General features: G+C 62.0%; 19 protein-coding genes. 2 read left to right on the top strand and 17 right to left on the bottom strand.

The genetic code is table 11. The features are described 5' to 3' along the window. Positions 1–5 precede the first annotated feature (5 nt). Positions 6–638 (bottom strand): hypothetical protein, encoded by a 633-nt coding sequence (locus ACTG36_RS09735; protein ID WP_375280083.1) that lies wholly within the window; start codon positions 636–638, stop codon positions 6–8. An 87-nt stretch (positions 639–725) separates the two neighbouring features. Beyond that, on the bottom strand, positions 726–923 hold the full coding sequence (locus tag ACTG36_RS09730; protein WP_375280084.1) for a hypothetical protein: 198 nt from the start codon (positions 921–923) through the stop codon (positions 726–728). A 417-nt stretch (positions 924–1340) separates the two neighbouring features. On the opposite strand from ACTG36_RS09730, the gene ACTG36_RS09725 reads away from it, so the two are divergent. Next, positions 1341–3842 carry a GcvT family protein gene (locus ACTG36_RS09725; protein ID WP_375280085.1) on the top strand — a complete coding sequence of 834 codons (2502 nt, stop codon included), beginning with the start codon at positions 1341–1343 and terminating at the stop codon, positions 3840–3842. A gap of 245 nt (positions 3843–4087) precedes the next feature. On the opposite strand, the gene ACTG36_RS09720 is transcribed toward ACTG36_RS09725, so the two are convergent. Further along, complete coding sequence (locus ACTG36_RS09720) at positions 4088–4288, bottom strand: hypothetical protein (protein WP_439142133.1); 201 nt, start codon at positions 4286–4288, stop codon at positions 4088–4090. Positions 4289–4336: 48 nt separating this feature from the next. Then, the gene (locus ACTG36_RS09715; protein ID WP_375280087.1) at positions 4337–5299 is read right to left on the bottom strand and encodes an aminoglycoside phosphotransferase family protein; all 963 of its coding nucleotides are present in this window, start codon (positions 5297–5299) and stop codon (positions 4337–4339) included. Between the two features lie 129 nt (positions 5300–5428). Here ACTG36_RS09715 and ACTG36_RS09710 point away from each other — a divergent pair, with 129 nt between their 5' ends. Continuing rightward, a complete protein-coding gene (locus ACTG36_RS09710; RefSeq protein WP_375280088.1) occupies positions 5429–5971 on the top strand; it encodes a Hint domain-containing protein in 543 nt (180 codons plus the stop codon). Between the two features lie 9 nt (positions 5972–5980). Here ACTG36_RS09710 and ACTG36_RS09705 read toward each other — a convergent pair whose 3' ends face one another. The 13 genes from ACTG36_RS09705 to ACTG36_RS09645 all read right to left on the bottom strand — a co-directional run bounded on the left by ACTG36_RS09705 (position 5981) and on the right by ACTG36_RS09645 (position 20635). After that, positions 5981–6472 (bottom strand): hypothetical protein, encoded by a 492-nt coding sequence (locus ACTG36_RS09705; RefSeq protein ID WP_375280089.1) that lies wholly within the window; start codon positions 6470–6472, stop codon positions 5981–5983. Between the two features lie 52 nt (positions 6473–6524). Then, positions 6525–7625 (bottom strand): NAD(P)/FAD-dependent oxidoreductase, encoded by a 1101-nt coding sequence (locus ACTG36_RS09700; protein ID WP_375280090.1) that lies wholly within the window; start codon positions 7623–7625, stop codon positions 6525–6527. After that, positions 7622–8554, bottom strand: a complete 933-nt coding sequence (locus tag ACTG36_RS09695) for an aldo/keto reductase (RefSeq protein WP_375280091.1) — start codon at positions 8552–8554, stop codon at positions 7622–7624. Before ACTG36_RS09695 ends, ACTG36_RS09700 begins: the two co-directional genes overlap by 4 nt. A gap of 25 nt (positions 8555–8579) precedes the next feature. Then, positions 8580–9767: a GAF domain-containing protein gene (locus ACTG36_RS09690; protein WP_439142130.1), complete on the bottom strand. Its 1188-nt coding sequence runs from the start codon at positions 9765–9767 to the stop codon at positions 8580–8582. A 135-nt stretch (positions 9768–9902) separates the two neighbouring features. Next, entirely contained in the window at positions 9903–11003 is a 1101-nt protein-coding gene (locus tag ACTG36_RS09685) for a BMP family ABC transporter substrate-binding protein (RefSeq protein ID WP_375280093.1), read from the bottom strand. Positions 11004–11036: 33 nt separating this feature from the next. After that, positions 11037–11951 (bottom strand): ABC transporter permease, encoded by a 915-nt coding sequence (locus ACTG36_RS09680; protein ID WP_375280094.1) that lies wholly within the window; start codon positions 11949–11951, stop codon positions 11037–11039. After that, positions 11951–12253, bottom strand: coding sequence for a hypothetical protein (locus tag ACTG36_RS09675; protein ID WP_375280095.1), 303 nt, complete (start codon positions 12251–12253; stop codon positions 11951–11953). The genes ACTG36_RS09680 and ACTG36_RS09675 overlap by 1 nt, the downstream gene beginning before the upstream one ends. A gap of 133 nt (positions 12254–12386) precedes the next feature. Beyond that, positions 12387–13469, bottom strand: coding sequence for an ABC transporter permease (locus ACTG36_RS09670; RefSeq protein WP_375280096.1), 1083 nt, complete (start codon positions 13467–13469; stop codon positions 12387–12389). Positions 13470–13499: 30 nt separating this feature from the next. Then, positions 13500–15032, bottom strand: a complete 1533-nt coding sequence (locus tag ACTG36_RS09665) for an ABC transporter ATP-binding protein (protein ID WP_375280097.1) — start codon at positions 15030–15032, stop codon at positions 13500–13502. Then, positions 15029–15781: a xanthine dehydrogenase accessory protein XdhC gene (gene xdhC / locus ACTG36_RS09660; RefSeq protein ID WP_375280098.1), complete on the bottom strand. Its 753-nt coding sequence runs from the start codon at positions 15779–15781 to the stop codon at positions 15029–15031. The genes ACTG36_RS09665 and xdhC overlap by 4 nt, the downstream gene beginning before the upstream one ends. Then, positions 15778–18213, bottom strand: a complete 2436-nt coding sequence (gene xdhB, locus ACTG36_RS09655) for a xanthine dehydrogenase molybdopterin binding subunit (RefSeq protein ID WP_375280099.1) — start codon at positions 18211–18213, stop codon at positions 15778–15780. The genes xdhC and xdhB overlap by 4 nt, the downstream gene beginning before the upstream one ends. Beyond that, entirely contained in the window at positions 18210–19571 is a 1362-nt protein-coding gene (xdhA, locus tag ACTG36_RS09650; protein WP_375280100.1) for a xanthine dehydrogenase small subunit, read from the bottom strand. Before xdhA ends, xdhB begins: the two co-directional genes overlap by 4 nt. A gap of 104 nt (positions 19572–19675) precedes the next feature. Continuing rightward, on the bottom strand, positions 19676–20635 hold the full coding sequence (locus ACTG36_RS09645; RefSeq protein ID WP_375280101.1) for a glycoside hydrolase family 5 protein: 960 nt from the start codon (positions 20633–20635) through the stop codon (positions 19676–19678). Between the last annotated feature and the right edge of the window lie 49 nt (positions 20636–20684).

The following is a 20684-nucleotide window of genomic DNA, read 5'->3' as shown; positions in this document are numbered from 1 at the left end:
GGCGTCTAGGGCCAGCTTTTGACGATGGTCTTGTCGCGGCGTTCGACCTTTAGCAGTTTGATATATTGCTTCATCGAATGATCTTCGCCCACATTGATCCCACGGGGCATCATGACTTCGGTGTTGCCCACGCGGCGGAACCCCAAAGACCGTGGCGGGACGCGGCAGACGAAATCGTCGTTGCGCACCACGTTGAGGACCATGTGTTCATGGGCCAGCCGTCCCGCACTTTTGAGAGGCATGGGCGACGCAAAGGCGATGGCAGGCACGCCCCAGATACAGCCCAGCACTTGGGCGGCGGCGGCCCCCAGCGAATGGCCCACAATGAATTTGGGTTTCACCCCGCCCAAGGCCTTGGCGATGACCAGTGCGTGATTGGCAAAGCCCTTATGCCAGATGGCATTGGCGCCTGCGGTGCCCCGTCCGGGCCATGACAGTTTGGCGGGCGAGGTGACAAGGTTGGATCGGGTATAATCTTTGAGGCTTTCGCTGCCCGGAATGACGAGGGTCTTGTCGCGCAGCAAAAAGGCCTCGACATGGCCGACATCGATAGAGGTCTGGACCGGGGGCAGACGGGCCCCGCCCTTGTAGCTGTCTTTGGCCAGTTGGGCCGCATCCATCAAATCCATTCGCCGCATCGCATCCTCCCGCTCGGGTTGCCCTAGGGTCAACGAGGGGCGGGGCGATGTCCAGTCAGGAAAATCTGACCTGAGAACGGATGAGTGTCAGCGAACGCCCATCGTCGAAAAGCGCATGAAATCATTGTCCGAACGCGCGCCCACGGGAGTTGGCGTATAGGCATCAGCGGGTTCGAACCCTGAATAGAGGGTATCGCCGCTGTCCAGTCGGGATGGAATTTCGGGGGGCGCACATGCCCCAAGGGTCGTGGCGGCCAAAAGGGCCGCTGCTGCGTAACGTGTCATACCTGCTCTCCTCACGGGGCCACTTATCTGCGGCTCTCTCGTGTCTTCTGGCGTTAACATAAGGAGGGTGGGGCGGTTCTCCTAGGGGAATTCAGTGCGCGCGGCGTCGCTGTCGCAAAATTGCCGCACACGTCAACCTTTCGTTAACCTCTCGAATTTTCCTGTGCTTGGGGGCGATCAGGCGGTGCGCCCCTGCGGGGCGCGGGTTTGTTTCTGGGCGTATTTGGCGGGGGTGAGCCCTTTGCGGGGGCGCAGGGGATTTTGTGGACAGCGGCCCTCCGGGGGGAGTTTTTTGGGCCAGATGAAACAGGGGACCAAAGGCCCGCGTCGGTTTTGGTGTCTTTGGCGTCGGCGTGGTTTGGCGCAGAGGCGCGGATTGGGGCAATCTGTGCGCAACGGATCAAGGAGTGCAGGTCGATGAAGACGAAGGTGAAAGCATTGGTTGTGGGCGGCGGCGCTGTTGGCACGTCGATTGCCTATCATCTGGCCAAAGCGGGCTGGGCTGATGTGATGTTGCTGGAGCGCGATGAGCTGACGTCCGGATCCACGTGGCATGCCGCGGGTTTGCTGCCCTTGTTCAACATGTCTTATGCGACGACGCATATTCATAAGTATTCCGTCGATTTCTACAAAACGCTTGAGGAAGAGACCGGGTTGAATGCGGGCTTTGCCGTCGTGGGCAACCTGCGGATGGCGCAGACGAAGGAGCGGATGGATGAGTATATGCTCTATGCGTCCACCGCGGAGACCTGCGACGTGCCGTTTGAGTGGCTGACGCCGGATGAGATCAAAGCGCGCTGGCCGCTGATCAACACCGAGGATCTTGAGGGTGCGATTTATCACACCGAGGACGGCTATATTAACCCTGCCGATGTGACCATGGCCATGGCCAAAGGCGCGCGCCAGCGGGGCGTGATGATCGAACGCAAATGGCAGGCGGATGCGTTTCATTGGACAGGTGAGGCATGGGAGGTGACCTGCACCAAGATGGTCGAGAAGGGCGGCAACCTTGTGCCCTCGGACGAGCAGATCGTGATTACGGCAGAACATGTGGTGACAGCGTCGGGGAACCATGCGCAGCGCACGGCCAAGATGCTGGGGATCAAGATGCCCGCGATTCCGGTGGAGCATCAGTTCATCGTGATGGATCAAGACCCTGCGCTGGTGGAGTTCCGTGCGCAGGGTGGCGTTGAACACCCTGTCGTGCGGGACGCCGATGCGCAGTCTTATGTGCGTGAAGAACGGGGCGGCTGGATCCTTGGTGTGTATGAAAAGAACGCGCCTGCGGTCTTTGAACACGGGGTCCCGGACAGTTTCCGCGCTGATCTGTTCCAGCTCGATCTGGAGCGGATCGAAGAGCAGTATATGGCGATGATCCACCGGATTCCGTCGTGTGAGGAAAGCGGGTTGAAGGATGATTTCAACGGCCCGATTTGCTACACCCCCGATGGCAACCCCCTGGTCGGCCCTGCGCCCGGCCTGCGGAATATGTGGTTGGCGGAAGGGTTTTCTTTCGGGATCACGGCGGCCGGTGGCACGGGGTATTACCTTGCGCAGATGATGGTCGAGGGTGAGGCCGAGATCGATATGGCGTCGCTGGACCCCAAACGCTACGGCGACTGGATGACCACGGAATTTGCCGCCCGTAAGAATGAGGAATGTTACGACCACGTTTATATTCTGCACCATCCTGATGAGGAACGCCCCGCCTGTCGTCCGCTGCGCACATCGCCCGCCTATGACCGTCAGGCGGCACGTGGCGCGCAGTTCGGGTTTGTGAATGGATGGGAACGGCCCAACTACTTTGGCCCGCTGGATGCCCCCGATCACTTTGACCACGACAGCCGCAGCTTCCGCCGGGGCACATGGTGGCAATATGCGGTGGAGGAGGCCAAGGCGGTGCGTGAAGGCGTGGGCCTGATCGACGCTACGGCCTTTACCAAGCACATCGTCAAAGGGCCCGGCGCCACGGCGTTTCTGGATTGGTTCACCACAAACAAACTGCCGCGCGTGGGCCGCATTAACCTGACCTATGCCTTAACCAGCCATGGCACCACCCGCACCGAATATACAATCGTACGGCTGAAAGAGGACGAATATTATCTTGTGTCTGCAGGGGCTTGGACAGACTACGACGCCGATTTCCTGCGCAAGGCCATTGAGGATAAAGAGGCCGAGTTTGGCCGGATTGAGGTGCAGAACGTCACCACCCAGTGGGGTGTGTTTGCCATCGCCGGACCCAAGGCACGCGATGTGCTGAACGAGGTGATTGTTGATGCGGACCCGGCCACGGCGCTGTCGAACAAGCGGTTCCCGTGGTTGTCAGCGAAACAGATCGAACTGGGCATGTGCCCGGTCAACGCGATCCGCGTGGCCTACACCGGTGAGTTGGGGTGGGAGTTGCATCACCCGATTGAGATGCAGAATTACCTCTTTGATCTGTTGGAAAAGGCAGGGGCCAAGCACGACATGAAGCTGGTGGGCGCGCGGGCGCAAAACTGGCTGCGGCAGGAGAAATCCTACCGCGCCTTCGGCACCGAACTGGGCCGCGATGCCACCCCGTTGGAAGCGGATTTGCCGCGCTTTGTGGACCTGTCCAAAGACTTCCACGGCAAAGAGGCCATGGAAAAGATCGGCGTGCGGTTCAAATGTGTGACCTTCCTCATTGACGGGCCTGACGATGCGGACCCGTGGGGACGTGAGGCGTTGCTGCACAACGGCCAAAAGGTCGGGCGTTTGACGTCGGGCGGCTATTCGGTGGCTTTTGGGAAATCCATCGGCATGGGCTATCTGCCGGTTGAACTGGCCGAGGTCGGGACCAAGGTGCAGGTCCGTATGTTCCGTCAGGTGTGGGATGCGGTGGTGGTCGAAGACAGCCCCTATGACCCGAAAAACGAAACCATCCGCAAGGACGGGTAAGGAAAACCTGCACACGGGCGCGGGGTGACGCCACCCCGCGATGCTGCCATGATGGCTGAAATCGGAGGCCCCATGGGCATTTTTGCTATCCTACTGCTGACCCTGTTTACCACGACCGCCCTGGCCTAGGGGTTTTCCAGCCCGTCAGGCAACATCCGGTGCTATGTCGACCTTTATAAAACGCGGTTTGATGCGGCGCCGATGGTGTGTCTGGTGTTCGATGCCGACTAAGATCCGCCACCGGATTATGGCGACGATGACCCCACTTGCGATCTGGACCGGACCCGTACGGTGATTTTGCCGCCCAATGGTCCGGCCAGCGCCCGTTGGACCTGCCGCGGCGATGTGTTTTGGCCGGCCCCCTTGGGGCGGATCAGCTCCGGGTCGGAATGGTCGCTGGCGTCGTTCACCTGTACCAGCGACACGGACGGGGTGCGCTGCGTCAACGGGCAGGGCAACAGCCTGTGGGTGCGGCGGGCTGAGCTGGTTCTGAATTAGGAAAACGCAATCTCAAGCCGCGGTTTGATGCGGTCGAACCGTTTGCGGTCAATCTCACTGTTGGCGTAGGCGTCGCGGGTGATGGCGGCCCAATCAATCAGCAGACGGCCCCGCATGGCGATGTCAAACAGGTGTTGTTTGATGCGGTGTTTGTAGCCTTTGAAAAACATCTCACGGTGGGCGGTGATCAGGCCCGATGCATCCACATCACCGGGTTCAAACGGGCGGAAGACATCGACCTTTAGAAAATCCACCGCATCATAAAGCGCCATTTTCATGCGCGCTTCGGTCAGATCAAAAGCATAGGTCATGCCCGGACCCATCATGATGTTTTCGCTATGAAAATCGCCGTGGCACCATGCGCGGATGTCTTTGGTGTTGCCGGTGGTTTCGATCTGTTCGCTTAAGATATTGCGCATCCGGCGCAGCTGGTGGACATCGGCCTGAAGCTGTCCGGCCTCAATCAGGGCATCGATTTCAACCAGCATCCAGCGGCCATGAAACTGGCCCTTCTTTTGCGGTTTGAAATCATGCATTGCGGACAGCCACATCCCCGTGCGCCGGTAGACCTGCCGCGCGGTCTGGTCCTGTTCGCGCCCCTGCAGACGTTGCCCTGCGGTTTTGTGGTTGAGGTAATCCATCGCGAAAAACCGCCCCCCCGGTGACAGGTAGAGCGGCGTCACCGTGCCCAGTTTGTCGTATTGGGCGAAATGCGCGCTGAGGTCTTTGAGGCCCTCGAACTCTTCCGTCAAGCGGCCCGTTTCATGGGACGTCATGTCGACTTTCAACGCAAAGGTCTGTGTGCCCAGCGTCACTTTAAGGACCTGCCGCGCGTCGGGTGCCACGGGGGAAGTGAAAATCCGGCTCACCTGCGGTGTGCCGCCAAACCCGATATGGGCCGCAAATTCGCGGATCATGTCGTTGAGGGCAGGCGCATTGGGGTCAGAGGCAGAGATCATGCCGGACCATTGCCTGTCTGGCCCCGCACGTCAAACGCCGATGCCGCGATTGCCACATTTGCGCCCCAGTGCTGCCGGTTTGACGGGTTACCCTATGGTCAACGGCGCGATCAACGGGAGAGGCCAAAGATGAAATTCCAGCCGACTTTGCAAGCGCTGTCCCCTTGGGTGGCGGCCTTTGGCGTGACGCCGGATGCCCGTATTGCCACGCCGGATGGTCCGCGTTTGGCGTCTGATCTTGCGCTGGGCGATCTGGTTGACACCCGCGACGACGGCCCGCAACCGATCACCCAACTGCGGGAGGCGTTTGCCGCCCCGGCAGAGCGGAACCATTTTCCTGTGCGGATCGAACAGGGGGCCATGGGCTTTGGCCTGCCCCATGCCGATCTGTGCATCGGGCCGCAACATCGCGTTTTGTTTGAACATATCCGCGTGCCACTTTTCTTCGGGGAAAACGCGGTGCTGGTGCGTGCCAAATCCCTAGCGGTCAGCCATGCCAATATCGCCGTGACCCATACGACCATTCCCGCCAGCTACGTGCAGATCACATTGGCGCGCCAAGCGGTGATCTTTGCCGAAGGTCTGCCGATTGAGACATTGCTGCACGACGGCGAATGCACGTTGCCCTACAGCACCCTGCGATCGTGGGAATTGATGACCGCTGTGGCGTGACGGCGCAGCCTAGTTGCCTTCTGCGGCCATGGCGGCGGCCAACATCGCATCCATGAAACCACTTTCGCTCATCTTGGCCATTTGCAGATTAAGCATGCCGCAATCGCGGGTGATTTCCATGGACCGTTCTTCGGTCAGGCCTTCGGGCATCATGTCGGACACCTCTTCCAGATCATCCATGCTGGTCATGGCGGACATATCCGTGATCATGCCTTCCATGTTTGACAGCAATTCGTCCACGCCGTCCTGGCCCACCTCATCGCGGTAGCTGGCCAGCATACAGGTGCCTGCGTCGCGCATGGGGTCGTCCCATTGCATGCTGTCGGCTGCGGCGGCCATAACTTCGGCTTTGGTTTCGGGGTCCATGTCGAACTCCGCCGCCATCAGGGCCATCATCAGGACATTGGCCTCTTCTGAGACCGCCTCAAGCCGGTCAAGCTGGTTATCAGCGAGGCTCGCAGTCGGCAGCGCGATCAAGGCGGACAGTAAAAGACGTTTCATGACAAAATCTCCTGTTGATATAGGCGCAGCATGGCGTGGCGTTCGGCGCGGATCAACGGGGGTTTTCCTGCCCTGAGCTGCGCGCGAGCCGGTCTGGGGTCAGGCGGGCGACCATATCGGCGGCGATCTGCGGCGGACGGCCTGCGACCAGATCGGCCACCAACTGGCTGGCGGCGGGGGCCGTCTGGAACCCGTAGCCGCCTTGCCCTGCCATCCAGATGAACGACGCATCGGCGGGGTCCGGTCCCAGCACCAGATTACGGTCGGGCGAAAACGTGCGCAGGCCTGCCCAATTGGATGTGACCTGCGTCACCGGTTCGGTCACATGGGCTTCATACCGTGCCAGACCTTCGGCCAGCACCATGTCGTCGGCCCATGCGTCCATGGGCGGCATCGGGTCTTCTTCGGCAGGGGACACGATCAGCGCGCCTGCGTCGGGTTTGGCGTACCACGTCTCACCGGGACCAAAGAGCATGGGCCAGCGTGATACGTCATGTCCGCCGGGCGCGGGGATGCGCGCCATGGACCGGCGCAGCGGGGTGACGCCAAGGGGGGCGATGCCTGCCATCACCGCGACCTCATCCACCCAAGCGCCAGCGGCGTTGACGATCGCGCGGGCCGCGATGACCTCACCCCCGACAGTGACCTCCCATCCGGTGGCGGTGCGGATAATCGCCGTGACCTCGGCCCCCTGATGGACTGTGCCACCGTTGCTGCGCACCGTTCGCGCAAAATCCTGCACCAGTTTGTCGGTGTCCAGATCCCACGCGTCCGCGTGATAGCCCACGCGGGTCACGTGGTGGTTCAGGATGGGGATGAAGGCGCGGCCCGCGTCCAGCCCGATGTCTTCCATCTTCATGGAAACCAGATCGGCCGCGAAGTCGTCGGCGTTCAGCGCCGTGCCGATCAGCATCAGGCCACGGGGGCTGACGACCCCGCCATGGGCGTCGAAATGGTAGGATTTGCTGGCCTCATTCAGGGCGATGGTGCTGGGCAAGCCGTAGCTTTCTTCAAACATCGCCGCTGACCGGCCAGAGGCGTGATAGGCCAACGCGTCTTCGCGTTCCACAACCATGACCTGCCCCAGATCAGACAGGCGCGCGCCCACGGAACATCCGGCGATGCCGCCGCCGATGACCAGAAAATCAATCATGCTTCTTCGATCCGGTCTGTGGCAGGCGGCGGGGTCGGCGACAGGGCCGTGATCGCGGCATAGGTGGCGTCATCCAGCGCGTAGTCCATCCCCGCCAGCGATGGGGCCAGCTGTTCGGCGGAGCGCGCCGACAGGATCGGATGGGCCTGCGGCGCATGACGGCGCATCCACGCCACTGCCAAGGTGGCCGCAGGAACGCCAAGACCGGCGGCGATTTCGGCCAGCCCGACAGCGGCGTCGTGCATCCACGCCTGCCCGTACCGTGCGGCATAGCGGTGATCGAAGGCCAGCCGCCCATCCGCGCCGGTCACGGCGTATTTGCCTGTCAGCAGACCCCCGCCCAAGGGGGAATAGCCGCAGACCTGGATGTCCTGATCGGCGGCCATGGGCAGCAATTCGACCTCAACCTGTCGTTTCACAAGGTTCATCATCGGTTGCAGGGCATCAATACGCGTGCCCAGCCCCGCAGCGATCGCTTGCGCCTTCATCACCTGCCACGCGGCGTAATTGCTGACGCCGATATAGCGGATCGTCCCCGCCTGTTGCAGGGCGGCAAGGGCTGCGAAGGTGTCCTCCAGCGGTGTGGTGGGATCAAAGCGGTGCAGGTACAAAAGATCGATCACGTCCCGCTGCAACCTTTTGCGCGACAGATCGACGGAGGCCTGCAGATTGGCGGCGGTGGCCGGTTTGTCGTAGGCCGCTTTGGTGGCGACAAAAATATCATCACGGGTGCCAGCCAAGGCGCCCAACATCTCCTCCGACCGGCCTTCGGTATAAAGATGTGCCGTGTCAAAATGGTTCAGCCCCGCGTCCAGACATTGGGCGAACATGTCCCGCGCGGCACTGGCATCAGCGGTGCCGCCCCATTGCATCGTGCCATAAGCTGCGGGCGCCAGTGCCGTGCCGCTTTGTGGTGTCATCGTTGTCATGAAATGATCCGTTGCCTCTTGCCGTTCAGGGGCAGCTTAGCGACAGGGGGGACCAAGGGGCCAGCCCGATTTTGGCGTCAGTCGACGAGAGCCTCAATCGGGACCGCGAGAGAGACATGCACGCCTTGGGGGGTGATGTCCGGTGCAGGGTGCCACGCAGCTGCGCTTCGACGTTGAGTTGCAACAGACGCGATCCAAAGCCCGCGTCATTGGCTGTCACGGCCATGGCATGGGGCAGTTCTTCGCGCCATGTGAGGCTGAGTTTGTCTTCGGCCACGTCCCAATCCAGTTCAACCCGTCCCAAGCTGTCGGAAAACGCGCCGTATTTCGCGGCGTTGGTGGCCAGTTCATGCAGGCTGAGCGCGAAGGCCACGGCCGCCTTTGGCCCCAACATCACCTTGCCGCCCCGCACGATTTTCTGGGCACCAGGGTAGGGGGCCAGCACGGTATCGGCCAAGTCATCCAGCGCCACTTCGCCGCCCTCATGGCCGCGCGTGCCGCCGTCGGGCAGCACCAGCGAATGGGCCGCGTTTAACGCCTGCACCCGACCGGTGATCTGTTCGGCCATCTCGCGCGGATCAGACGCCTCACGGGCGGATTGCCGGATCATGCCGCCGATCAGCGTAAAGATGTTCTTCAGACGGTGGTTCATTTCACCGATCAAAAGATCGCGCTGGGCCACGGTGTCGCGCAGTTTCAGATCGGTTTCGATCATGGCGGACAGGTCTTCGAGGGTCTTGAGGTCGGCCGCGCTCCATTCATGGGGGGAGCCGTCGATGACGCAAAAGGACCCCAGCGTTTCGCCATCGGGGCCATGCACAGGCACGCCTAGATAGGCCACGACCCCAAGATCATCAATCGCAAGGTTGTCCCGTACGAGCGGGTCTTCGCGGGCGTCTTTTACGATCAGTGGCGCGTCTTCGGTGACGACATGCTGGCAGAAGGAATGGGTCAGCGGGGTTTCACGGGCCTCAGCCGCGTGATCTGGCAGGCCGATCTGTGCTTTGAAAAACTGCCGCTGGCCGTCGATCAGCGACAAAAGCCCCACGGGGCGGCCTGTCAGTTGGGTCGCCAGACGCACGGCGCGGTCAAAGACCTCTTCGTGGGGGCTGTCCATTAGATTGGTGGTGGCAAGGGACGCCAGACGACGCGGATCCGACAAACGAGAAGCGTCATCCGCCTCCGGAGGTTTTGGGGTGCCCTGTCCGTCCATGATCACACATCTCCAGTCACTGGACTAAAGATAGGCTTCTTTGACGCGAGTCAACATAGCTGCGTGACGTGGCGTTCACATAAAATAGAGGCCCGCGCAATCGCGGGCCTCTTTGGTGGTCGAAACTGTCGCCGCTTACTGCGGGATTTCAGCGGTCAGACCTTCGACGTAGAAGTTCATGCCAGCGATGCCATCGTCACCAAAGTCGGCAGCGGTTTCGCCTTCGGCCAACCAGACAGAGCCGTCCTGCTTGTTGATGGGGCCTGTGAAGGGGTGATATTCACCGGCGGTGATCGCATCGATCATCTCTTGAGCAGAGGCGCGGACGTCTTCTGGGATCGCGTCGGTCATTTCACCGATTTCCACCATGCCTGTGTCCATACCGTCCCATGTGGATACGGTTTCCCATGACCCGTCGATGACGGCCTGTGTGCGCTCAATGTAATAGGGCGCCCAGTTGTCGATGATGGACGACACGCGCGGCAGCGGCGCGAATTCGATCATGTCAGACGCCTGACCGAAGGTGTAGACCGTGGCGCCCGCGTCATTCGCAGCAGCCGCTGCGGCCTGTGGTGCCGTGGAATCGGTGTGCTGCAGGATCACGTCAGCGCCCTGTTCGATCAGCGTGGTGGCCGCATCGGCCTCTTTCGCGGGATCGAACCATGTGTAGGCCCAGATGATCTTGAATTCGACGTCCGGGTTCACTTCTTTGGCGTGCAGGTAGGCTGCGTTGATGCCGCGAATAACCTCTGGGATGGGGAAGGACGCGATGTAGCCGATCACGTTGGATTCAGTGATCTGACCGGCGATGTGACCCTGAACGGCGCGGCCTTCGTAGAAGCGGGCCGAATAGTTGGACACGTTGTCGGCTGTTTTGTAGCCCGTGGCATGTTCAAAGCGCACGTCGGGGAACTGGGCTGCGACGTTGATCGTCGGGTCCATGTAGCCAAAGGACGTGGTGAAAATCAGGTCGGCCCCTTCCAGCGCCATCTGCGTCATCACACGTTCGGCGTCGGGGCCTTCTGGCACGCTTTCCACGAACACAGTTTCAACCGCATCGCCGAATTCTTCCTGAACGGCCAGCAGGCCCTGATGGTGTTCGTAGGTCCAGCCGCCGTCGCCGATTGGGCCGACGTAGACGAAACCGACTTTCACAGGCTCATGCCCGTCGGCCACGGCCATTCCGCCCAGCATCGCTGTTGCGGCCGCTGTCGCCATAAGTGTTCTTCTCAACATAATGTATCCCCCTGTGGATATTCGAGTGGTGCCTCACCGTGAGGCATGGAACGTCTTGCCAAGTGATCCCGGCGCTCCGCCGGCGGACATAATGACCAAAACGAGGATGGTGGCAATATAGGGCGACATCGAAAGGTATTCGACCGGAATGGCAACCCCTGCCGCTTGTAGGTTCAACTGCAAAACAGTCACGCCGCCGAATAAATAGGCGCCCAGCAAAAGCCGGCCCGGTTTCCAGCTGGCAAAGACCACAATCGCCAGCGCGATCCAGCCCGCACCGGCGGTCAGTCCTTCGGCGTAAGTTGGCACCCGCACGAGGCTGAGATACGCGCCGCCAAGGCCCGCACAGGCCCCGCCAAACATGATCGCCAGCATCCGCACGCGGCGCACCGAATAGCCCAAAGCATGGGCCGCTTCGTGGTTTTCACCCACCGCGCGCAGGATCAGCCCGCCGCGGGTCTTGTTCAAAAACCACCAGACACCGCCCACGATCAACAGGCCCACATAGACCATCGGGTCATGTTGAAAGACAATCGGACCGATCACCGGAATGTCGCCCAAAATCGGGATGTGCCAGTCGGGGAAACTGGGGGCCTTCACGCCCAGATACCCCTGTCCCATGAGCGAGGCCAGGCCCAGCCCGAAGAGCGTCAAGGCCAGCCCCGTGGCCACCTGATTGGACAGAAAGAACTGCGTCAGCAGGCCGAACAGCAACGCCAGTCCAGCCCCACCCAGTGCGGCGACGATGAACCCAAGCCACGCAGAACTCGTCCCCGTGGCGGCGACAAAGCCCAGCACCGATCCCACGATCATCATGCCTTCGACGCCAAGGTTCAAAACGCCCGAGCGTTCAACGACCAGTTCCCCGATTGCGGCCAACATGATCGGTGTGGCCGCCACCATAAGTGAGGCCAGCAACAAGATCGGGTTGATTGATCCAAGCTCCATCACACGCCTCCAAACCCGTGGGCACCAAAATGCTCCGCCGTCACGACCAAGGCCGCAGCGCCAAACATAGCCGCCACATGCCGCGCCGAGGGCCGATGGACCCGCGCCAAAACACGGCGTGCAGCAGGCGACAGGCGGTTTGCAAAAACCGCCGCCGCCACGATCAAAGCCGCTAAAACAAAATGCGCCGCAACAAACACCACGGCAGCCCATAGGCCCACGCCGTCGCCGGTGACCGCCCCATGCAGCATCCACAGCATCGTGACGCCCATCAGGCCGCCCACAACCATTGGCTTCACCATGACAGACCCTCTTCACATTGGATTAAGGTTAACGCGCCACGTTCCAGGCTCGCGCTGTCCTTCCCCTTCATCTGGCCCAAAAAACTCCCCCCGGAGGGCCCGCCAGACAAAGGTCCTTCACTCCAAAGATCCATCACACGGCCCCCCGTTCTCGCCAGCGGATGCGGTAATTGGTCATCACATCCACAGCCAACAAGAAGAACAGCAGCATCCCTTGGAACACCTGTATCGCAGCCCCGGGCAGGCCCAAGGACGATTGCGCCACATCGCCCCCGATATAGGTCAGCGCCATCAAGGTCCCCGCCAGCAAGATGCCCACCGGATGCAACCGGCCCAGAAACGCCACGATGATGGCTGTGAACCCGTAGCCCACGTTGAAATCAATGGAGACGATGCCCGACGGCCCCGCGACTTCGGTCAACCCAGCCAACCCCGCCAAAGCGCCGGAGGTGCCCAGACAGAACAACACCAACCGCGCGGGGCTGACACCCGAAAACGCTGCGGCACGGGGGGCTTGGCCTGCCAGTTTGATCTGAAAGCCAAGGATGTGGCGGGCAAAAAGGACGTAGGCGAAGATCACCCCGATCAGGGCAATCACCACGCCCCAATGCATCCCGTTGGATTGGTCAATCCAAGAGGTCGCCGCATCCATGCGCGCCATGTTGCGCGACCCCGGAAAGCCCTGACCTTCGGGATTGCGCATGAGGCCCAAAGCCATCGACGCAAGCAATTGTTCGGCCACATAGACCAACATCAGTGACACAAGAATTTCATTGGTCCCAAACCGTACCCGCAAAAGGCCTGGGATCATCGCCCAAGCGAACCCGCCAAAGGCCCCCGCCAACAGCATCGCCGGAAAGACCAGCCACCGTGCCTCGGACGGATAAAGCGCCAGCGCCACGCCAGCGCCGCAGAGCGCGCCGATGATGTATTGCCCCTCCGCCCCGATGTTCCAGATGCCCGCGCGGAACCCGATCGACAGGCCCAATGCGATGGCAACAAGGGGCGCGCCTTTGATCAGAAGTTGCGGCAGGTAGAAGAAATTGAATTCCCCAAAAAGCGGCTCGTAAAAGATTTTGACCAGCGCCTGCAGCGGGTCCTGACCCAAAGCCGCAAACAGGCCTGCACCCGCGATCATCGTGAGGACCACCGCCACAACGGGCGAGGCCAAGGTCCAGCCACGGCTGGGCTGGGGACGTTTTTCCAAAGCGATCATGGCGCGGTGCCCCGTGGGATGTGATGGGGATCAGACATCTGCCACCTCCATGCCGTGTGCGCCGCCCAGCATCAGGCCGATGTCCTCCACCGTGAGGCCCTGCGCCGCACGTGGTTTTGACAGCCGTCCTTCGTTCAGCGCTGCAAAGGTTGACGAAATTTCCATAAGTTCATCAAGGTCTTGGCTGATCACAATCACCGCCGCCCCCTTGGCCGCCAAATCCAAAAGCGCCTGCCGGATTGCCGCCGCCGCCGAGGCATCGACGCCCCATGTGGGTTGATTGACGATCAAGACCTGCGGGTCTTGCAGAATTTCGCGTCCGATGACGAATTTTTGCAGGTTGCCACCGGACAAAGACCGCGCCGCATTGCCCGCCCCTGGCGTGCGGACATCGAACCGTTCGATGATCTCTTCGGCAAAGCTGCGGGTCTTTCTCCAGTCGATAAACCCGTTTGATGTCAGACCCTTGCGTTTGCGCCCCGTCAGCGCTGCGTTTTCGATCAGCGACATGTCAGGTGCCGCGGCATGACCCATCCGTTCCTCGGGGGCCGCACAAATCCCAAGCGCCCGCCGACCGTCAGGTTTCAGCGCGCCGATGTCCTGATCGGCGTAGAAAACCTGCTCCGCCTGCGCCGTGATTTCGCCCGACAGGGCGGCCAGCAATTCGTCCTGACCGTTGCCCGCAACCCCGCCAATGCCCAAGACGTCGCCTGCGCGGATATCCAGGTGGATGTCTTTCAATGAGGTGCCGAATTCTGCCGGTGATTTGACCGACAAGCCTTTGATCTGCATCAACATCTCACCCGGGGTGCCGATGTCGCGTTCGGGCACATGCAACGTCCCGCCCACCATCATTTCGGCCATCTGACGGGCCGATGTGGCGCGCGGGTCGCAGGTGCCCACGACCGCGCCCAGCCGCAGGATGGTGGCGTGGTCACACAGGGCGCGGATTTCCTCCAGTTTATGGGAAATATAGAGGATCGCCGTGCCCTCATCGCGCAGCTTGCGCAGGGTTTCGAACAGAATTTCAACCTCTTGCGGGGTCAGAACCGAGGTCGGCTCATCCATGATCAGCACTTTGGGGTCCTGCAACAGACAGCGCACAATTTCGACACGCTGGCGTTCGCCCGCGCTCAGATCGCCCACGATGCGCGACGGGTCGAGCGGCAGGCCGTAGGTTTCAGACACCTCGCGGATGCGCTGGGCAAGGTCGCGCAGGGGCGGTGGATTTTCCATTCCAAGGGCAACATTTTCGGCAACGTCCAGTGCTTCAAACAAGGAAAAGTGCTGGAAAACCATGGCGATACCCGCCTGGCGCGCGGCGTGCGGATCACTGGGGGTGAACGCCTCACCTTCCAGCGTCATGGTTCCGCTGTCGGGCTTAACCAATCCGTAAATGGTTTTCACTAGGGTGGATTTGCCAGCGCCATTTTCACCCAACAGCGCGTGTACTTCGCCGCGCCGCATCTGGAAGGAGACATCTTTGTTCGCCACGACACCCGGATAGGCTTTCGTCAGCCCGTCCAGCACCATCAAGGCCCGATCTTGCGCGGCCTGCGTCATCCCGTCTTATCCCCCATGGCCTTCACCGCCACGGGAGAGATTAGCGCAGCCGCAACACCCACAGCAATGGCCTGCGGGTGTTTTCCAAGGGCGGGATTGCCGATTGGGCAAGCAATGCGTGCAATTTGGGCATCCTCATGCCCCATTGACGCGAGCCTGCGTCGGAAACGGCCCCATTTTGTTGCGGACCCGATCAATCCGCAACTGCCGAATCCCCGCCGAAGCAGCGCATCGCACAGCGCCAGATCAAGGTCGTGGGAATAGGTGACGATGATGTGGTCCGCGCTGTCCGGCGCCCGCGGCACGACCCGAACAGGGGCTGCGGCGACCAAGGGGGCGATGCTGCCCGGCAAATCCTGCGGCATCCGGTCCGATGTGGTGTCGACGATGGTGATTTCCCTGTCCGCGAAGGGGGCCATGACATGACCAATGGCGCGCCCTACGTGGCCTGCACCCCAAATCCACAGAGGCGGTGCGGTCGCCTCGGCCTGACCCGCGCCCTTAGCAAATGTCAAGGTCACGGACCCGCCGCAGCATTGGCCCAGATCGGGGCCCAGCGGAAAGACCCGTTCCATGGCGGCACTGCCACCACGGATCATTTGGCGGGCGAGGCGGATGGCCTCATATTCCAGCGCGCCGCCGCCAATGGTGCCGTGCACCTGCGTGGTGCTGACCTCCATAAAGGTGCCCGCGTCGCGAGGGGCGGAGCCGCGCGTGGACGCGACCGTGATCGTCACCACATCTGTCATCCGCGCGCCCGGCCGACGGCCTGCAACACCTCTTCGGCGGTCGCAGGTGCCTGCAAGTCAGGGTAATTTGGCCCGCAGGCCCCACAGGCGTCCGCCAGCGCCAGATGCGCGGAGATCCCCAGCATGAACGGCGGCTCCCCCACCGCTTTGGACCGGTAGACCGTCTCAGCCCGGTTGGCACCGTCCCACAGGGCGACGTTGAACACGTCAGGCCGGTCCGAACAGGCGGGAATTTTGTAGGTCGATGGCGCATGGGTCCGCAGGCGGCCCGCGTCGTCCCAGACCAGCTCTTCCGTCGTAAGCCAGCCCGCGCCTTGTACAAATCCGCCCTCAATCTGGCCGATGTCGAGGGCCGGATTCAAGGACGCGCCAGCATCGTGCAACACATCGACCCGCAGCAGACGGTTTTCGCCGGTCAACGTGTCGATGACCACCTCAGACACCGCAGCGCCATAAGCGAAATAGAAGAACGGCCGACCTTTGCCCGCGATCCGGTCCCACGCGACGTCGGGTGTTTTGTAGAAGCCTGTGGCGCTCAGGCTGACGCGGTTTTCATAGGCGGTCTGCGCGGCTTTGGCGAAGGACATGGCCATGTCGCCCACATGCACCGACCCGTCTTCAAACCGCACGGTGTCTGCATCAACGTTGTGGATTTGCCCCAAACACGCCGCTATCCGGCCCCGGATCGTGTCACAAGCGGCCTGCACCGCCATGCCGTTCAAATCCGACCCGCTGGACGCCGCCGTGGCCGAGGTGTTGGGCACCTTTCCGGTGTCCGTGGCCGTGATCTTGACCGCCTCGGCCTCCACACCGAACCGCGACGCTGCCACTTGGGCGACCTTTTGGAACAAGCCCTGTCCCATCTCCGTGCCGCCATGGTTAAGGTGAATCGACCCGTCTTGATACACATGCACCAATGCGCCTGCTTGGTTCAGGTGCGTTAACGTGAACGAAATCCCGAACTTCACAGGGCTAAAGGCAATCCCTTTCTTGAGGGTCGCATGCCCAGCGTTCCACGCTGCAACCGCCTGCTTGCGCGCGGCGTAGTCCGCATCTGCCAACAAACGGTCTGTCATCTCATGCAAGATAAAATCGGTGACTGGCATGGCATAGGGCGTCGAATTATCGACCTTTTCGGCCTGAGGCGAATAGGCCCCGCCAAAACGCGCAGCACCGCCGGACCCGCTGGACACTTGAACAGCACCACGGGACGCAAGGTCGGCTGTGGACAGCTTCGCCTGTTTCTCTGGTTCTGAAATACCTCCGCCGGAGGCATCCGACATCCCCGCCGCCGCCGCGTAGTAGTTAACGCGCCGCACCTCAGCCGGGTCGCGTCCCAACTGATGGGCCACATGGTCCATCACCCGTTCAATCCCCAACATCCCCTGCGGTCCGCCAAACCCACGAAACGCGGTGGCGGAGGCCATATTGGTGCGCAGCCGGTGCGACGTGATCCGGGCTGCGGGCAACAGGTAGGCGTTGTCGGCATGCAACATGGCGCGATCGGCCACGGGCAGCGACAAATCCTGCGCCCAGCCGCAGCGGGTGTAATGGGTGAAATCCACACCGGTCAGACGCCCATTGTCGTCAAACCCCACGTCGTAGTCGATCCGGAAATCGTGGCGTTTGCCGGTGATCACCATGTCGTCGTCGCGATCATAGCGCATCTTGCAGGGCTGGCCCGTGCGGCGGGCGGCCACGGCACAAGCCACCGCCAGCGCGTTGCCTTGGCTTTCCTTGCCGCCGAACCCGCCGCCCATGCGGCGGATTTCCACGCGGACACCGTGCATAGGGACGCCCAACGCCTCCGCCACCTTGTGCTGAATTTCGGTCGGGTGCTGGGTGGAGCTGTGGACGACCATGTCGCCACCCTCTTGCGGCAGCGCCAGCGCCGCTTGCCCTTCGAGGTAGAAATGCTCCTGCCCGCCCATCTCCAAACGGCCTTGCAGTCGGTGGGGTGCCGCCGACAGCGCGTCATCCACGTCGCCTTTGGTGTAAATGCGCGGCCCGTCTTCGAACCGCGCATCGGCGGCCAGCGCGTCCTCGATGCTGAGGATCGGGGTCTCTTCGGTGTAAGTCACATCGCCCAAACGTGCGGCGTACCGTGCGGCAAGGTGGGAGGCCGCGACGACCACGAAGAGCGGCTGGCCGTGGTAGTGGACCTCACCGGTGCTCAGCAGCGGTTCGTCATGGGCGGAGGGCGAGACATCGTTGGCAAAGGGCAGGTCATCGGCCGTCAGAACGGCCACCACGCCTGATGCGGCTTTGACGCGGTCGAGGGTCATGGATGTGACCGTTCCGCGCGCGATGGTGCTGGTCCCGAAAGCCAGATGCAGGGTACCCTGTGGTGTCGGGATGTCGTCTACGTAGCGGGCTTGGCCTGTCACATGCAGGCGCGCCGCGTCATGGGGGAGGGGTTTGGCGACACTCATGCGCGGACCTCCAACACATTCGTCGGCTGCGAATCCAGGTCGTGGAAATAGCGGCGCAGCTGGCCTTTGGCGGCCTCCATCCGGTAGCTTGCCGAGGCGCGCATGTCGCTGAGCGGGGTGAAGTCCTGCGCGAGGGCTGTCGCGGCGTCCTCAATGGTTTCGAACGACCAAGGTCGTCCGACCAGCGCCGCCTCTGTCGAGGCGGCGCGTTTTGGGGTGCCGGCCATGCCGCCAAAGGCGATGCGGGCATCGGTGATGGTGCCGTCTTGGGCGGTGATGTTGAGCCCGCCGCACACGGCGGAGATGTCTTGGTCGAACCGTTTGCTGAGTTTGTAGCACCGCAGGGCGGGGGCTGATTTTGGGATCGTCACAGCCTCAACAAATTCGCCGGGGTGGCGGTCTTGTTTGCCGTAGTCGATGAAGAAATCCTCAAGCGCCATATCGCGCCGGGTGTCGCCGCGACGCAGGTGCAGGGTTGCCCCCATGGCAATAAGTGCGGGGGGATTGTCCCCGATGGGCGAGCCGTTGGCGATGTTGCCGCCAATCGTGGCGGCATTGCGCACTTGGTCGGAGCCGTAGCGGCGGATCATTTCGGCATAGGACGGGTGCAGGTCGCGCACGGCGGTGAGCACATCGGTCATCGTCACTGCGGCCCCGATGCGCAGGCTGTCGCCTTGGTCTTCGATCTGTTGCAGGTCCGTGCAGCGGTTCAAGAATGCCACATCGCCCAGATCGCGGAAATCTTTCGTGACCCAAAGGCCCACATCTGTGGCGCCGGCGATGAGCGTGCCCTCGGGGTGGGCCATGTACCAATCGGCCAGGGCGTCGCTTGTTTCGGGCGCGGGGATTTGAGTTTTTTTAGCCAGATGAAGAGGGGTGTCGCGCATATGATCAGGGACGGGGGAGGCCTCGACCGATTGGGCGGCGCGGATGATCGGGGCGTAGCCGGTACACCGGCACAGGTTGCCGGCCAGCACGTCGTTGTGGTCGGTGCGCCCGCCCAAGTGGGCCGTGGCCATGGAGACGACGAAGCCGGGCGTGCAGAACCCGCATTGGCTGCCGTGGTGGTCGATCATGGCCTGTTGCACCGGATGCAGGGTGCCATCGGGGGCTGCGATGCCTTCGACGGTGCGGACGGCTTTGCCCTGCAGTTGTGGCAGGAACAGGATGCAGGCGTTGAGCGCACGCGCGCCTTTGTCATCCGTGACCATCACGGAACAGGCCCCGCAATCGCCTTCGTTGCAGCCTTCTTTGGTTCCGGTGAGACGGCGGTCCTCGCGCAGCCAGTCAAGCAGGGTTTGGGTGGGGTGGGTGTCCACCTCCACGGTCTCTCCGTTGAGAAGAAACGTCACGTTCATGGCAAAATCCGCCGCGGTACCAGATGGGCCAGATGCGGGGTCGATGCGGCGTAGACCCCGGCTGTGGTATGAAAGCGCAGGCGGGCGGAATTGGCAAGGGGGCGCTAGTCGCCCATCAAGGCGTCCAGCACACCCGCGCGCCAGTCGTCGCGGTCCACGTCAAAAGCCTGAAAGCCCGCCTGTTCGCCTTGGGTGAAGCCCCAGTGGCACCACGGGATGCCGTGGGCTTCGGCCGCTTGGCGCACGGCGCGCAGCCAGCGGATGTGATCGGGGCGGGGGGCTGCGTCATAGACGCCGAATTCGCCCAGAAACAGCGGGCGATTTTGGGCAGTGGCGACATCGAAGCGTTGGCTAAGTGTGGCGCGGTCGGCGTCGCTGCCCCAGCCACTGCGGGGTAGGTCCGCTTGCACATAGGGCGCGCCTTGGTGGGTGAATTGCCACGGTTCGTAGAAATGGAACGTGTGCATGTCGTAGGGGTCGGGGTCGGGCAGGTCGGCCAGGCTGTCGATGTTGTTCCATTCGTCCCCACCCATGATGATCCAGCGGGTCGGGTGGGCCGGACGCAGGTCAGACAGGATGGTGTCATAGAGCGCCGCGGCGTCAGCGGTGGTGAGGGTTCCTTCGGGTTCGTTGAGAAGTTCGAACAGGACCGATTGCGGCGCATCAGCGTAGTGTTGGCCCAGCACGCGCCACATGGCGATCAGGTTGGCTTTGTGTGCATCGGTTCCGGTATCCATCAGGTCCCAGTAGTGGTGGAGGACGAGGATCACATTCAGGTCCGCGTCCTGCGTCCACCCCACGACCTCATCCACGCGGGCCAGAAAGGCGGGGTCAAATGCGCCGTTCTTGAAATGGGCGGAGAATTTGACCGGCAGGCGGATTGTGTCAAAGCCTGCTTGTGCGATGCGGTCGATGTGGCGGCGTTGGATGACATAGCCCCAGTCGCCCTCAATCGGGGCCTCAAGGGCCGCGCCCATGTTGATGCAGCGGGCCACGGGGAAGGTCTGAGCGGTGCTGGTGTGCGGGCCAAAGGCCACAAGGAGCAGGATCAGGGCGCGAAGCATGGCCCAGTGAAACAGAGGCGGGTGCGGCTGGCAAGATGGGTTTGCGCGC

Source organism: Pseudooctadecabacter sp. (assembly GCF_965657175.1).
GTDB lineage: Bacteria > Pseudomonadota > Alphaproteobacteria > Rhodobacterales > Rhodobacteraceae > Octadecabacter.
The sequence above is the reverse complement of the archived record's forward strand: the minus strand, read 5'-3'. Positions and strand labels throughout refer to the sequence as shown.

Coding starts and splice junctions, on each gene's coding strand:
- ACTG36_RS09715 (WP_375280087.1), bottom strand. CDS start 5,299: ATGATCTCTGCCTCTGACCCCAATGCGCCTGCCCTCAACGACATGATC.
- ACTG36_RS09725 (WP_375280085.1), top strand. CDS start 1,341: ATGAAGACGAAGGTGAAAGCATTGGTTGTGGGCGGCGGCGCTGTTGGC.
- ACTG36_RS09685 (WP_375280093.1), bottom strand. CDS start 11,003: ATGTTGAGAAGAACACTTATGGCGACAGCGGCCGCAACAGCGATGCTG.
- ACTG36_RS09645 (WP_375280101.1), bottom strand. CDS start 20,635: ATGCTTCGCGCCCTGATCCTGCTCCTTGTGGCCTTTGGCCCGCACACC.
- ACTG36_RS09735 (WP_375280083.1), bottom strand. CDS start 638: ATGCGGCGAATGGATTTGATGGATGCGGCCCAACTGGCCAAAGACAGC.
- ACTG36_RS09675 (WP_375280095.1), bottom strand. CDS start 12,253: ATGGTGAAGCCAATGGTTGTGGGCGGCCTGATGGGCGTCACGATGCTG.
- ACTG36_RS09680 (WP_375280094.1), bottom strand. CDS start 11,951: ATGGAGCTTGGATCAATCAACCCGATCTTGTTGCTGGCCTCACTTATG.
- xdhC (WP_375280098.1), bottom strand. CDS start 15,781: ATGACAGATGTGGTGACGATCACGGTCGCGTCCACGCGCGGCTCCGCC.
- xdhB (WP_375280099.1), bottom strand. CDS start 18,213: ATGAGTGTCGCCAAACCCCTCCCCCATGACGCGGCGCGCCTGCATGTG.
- ACTG36_RS09700 (WP_375280090.1), bottom strand. CDS start 7,625: ATGATTGATTTTCTGGTCATCGGCGGCGGCATCGCCGGATGTTCCGTG.
- xdhA (WP_375280100.1), bottom strand. CDS start 19,571: ATGAACGTGACGTTTCTTCTCAACGGAGAGACCGTGGAGGTGGACACC.
- ACTG36_RS09690 (WP_439142130.1), bottom strand. CDS start 9,767: ATGGACGGACAGGGCACCCCAAAACCTCCGGAGGCGGATGACGCTTCT.
- ACTG36_RS09665 (WP_375280097.1), bottom strand. CDS start 15,032: ATGACGCAGGCCGCGCAAGATCGGGCCTTGATGGTGCTGGACGGGCTG.
- ACTG36_RS09730 (WP_375280084.1), bottom strand. CDS start 923: ATGACACGTTACGCAGCAGCGGCCCTTTTGGCCGCCACGACCCTTGGG.
- ACTG36_RS09705 (WP_375280089.1), bottom strand. CDS start 6,472: ATGAAACGTCTTTTACTGTCCGCCTTGATCGCGCTGCCGACTGCGAGC.
- ACTG36_RS09710 (WP_375280088.1), top strand. CDS start 5,429: ATGAAATTCCAGCCGACTTTGCAAGCGCTGTCCCCTTGGGTGGCGGCC.
- ACTG36_RS09695 (WP_375280091.1), bottom strand. CDS start 8,554: ATGACAACGATGACACCACAAAGCGGCACGGCACTGGCGCCCGCAGCT.
- ACTG36_RS09670 (WP_375280096.1), bottom strand. CDS start 13,469: ATGATCGCTTTGGAAAAACGTCCCCAGCCCAGCCGTGGCTGGACCTTG.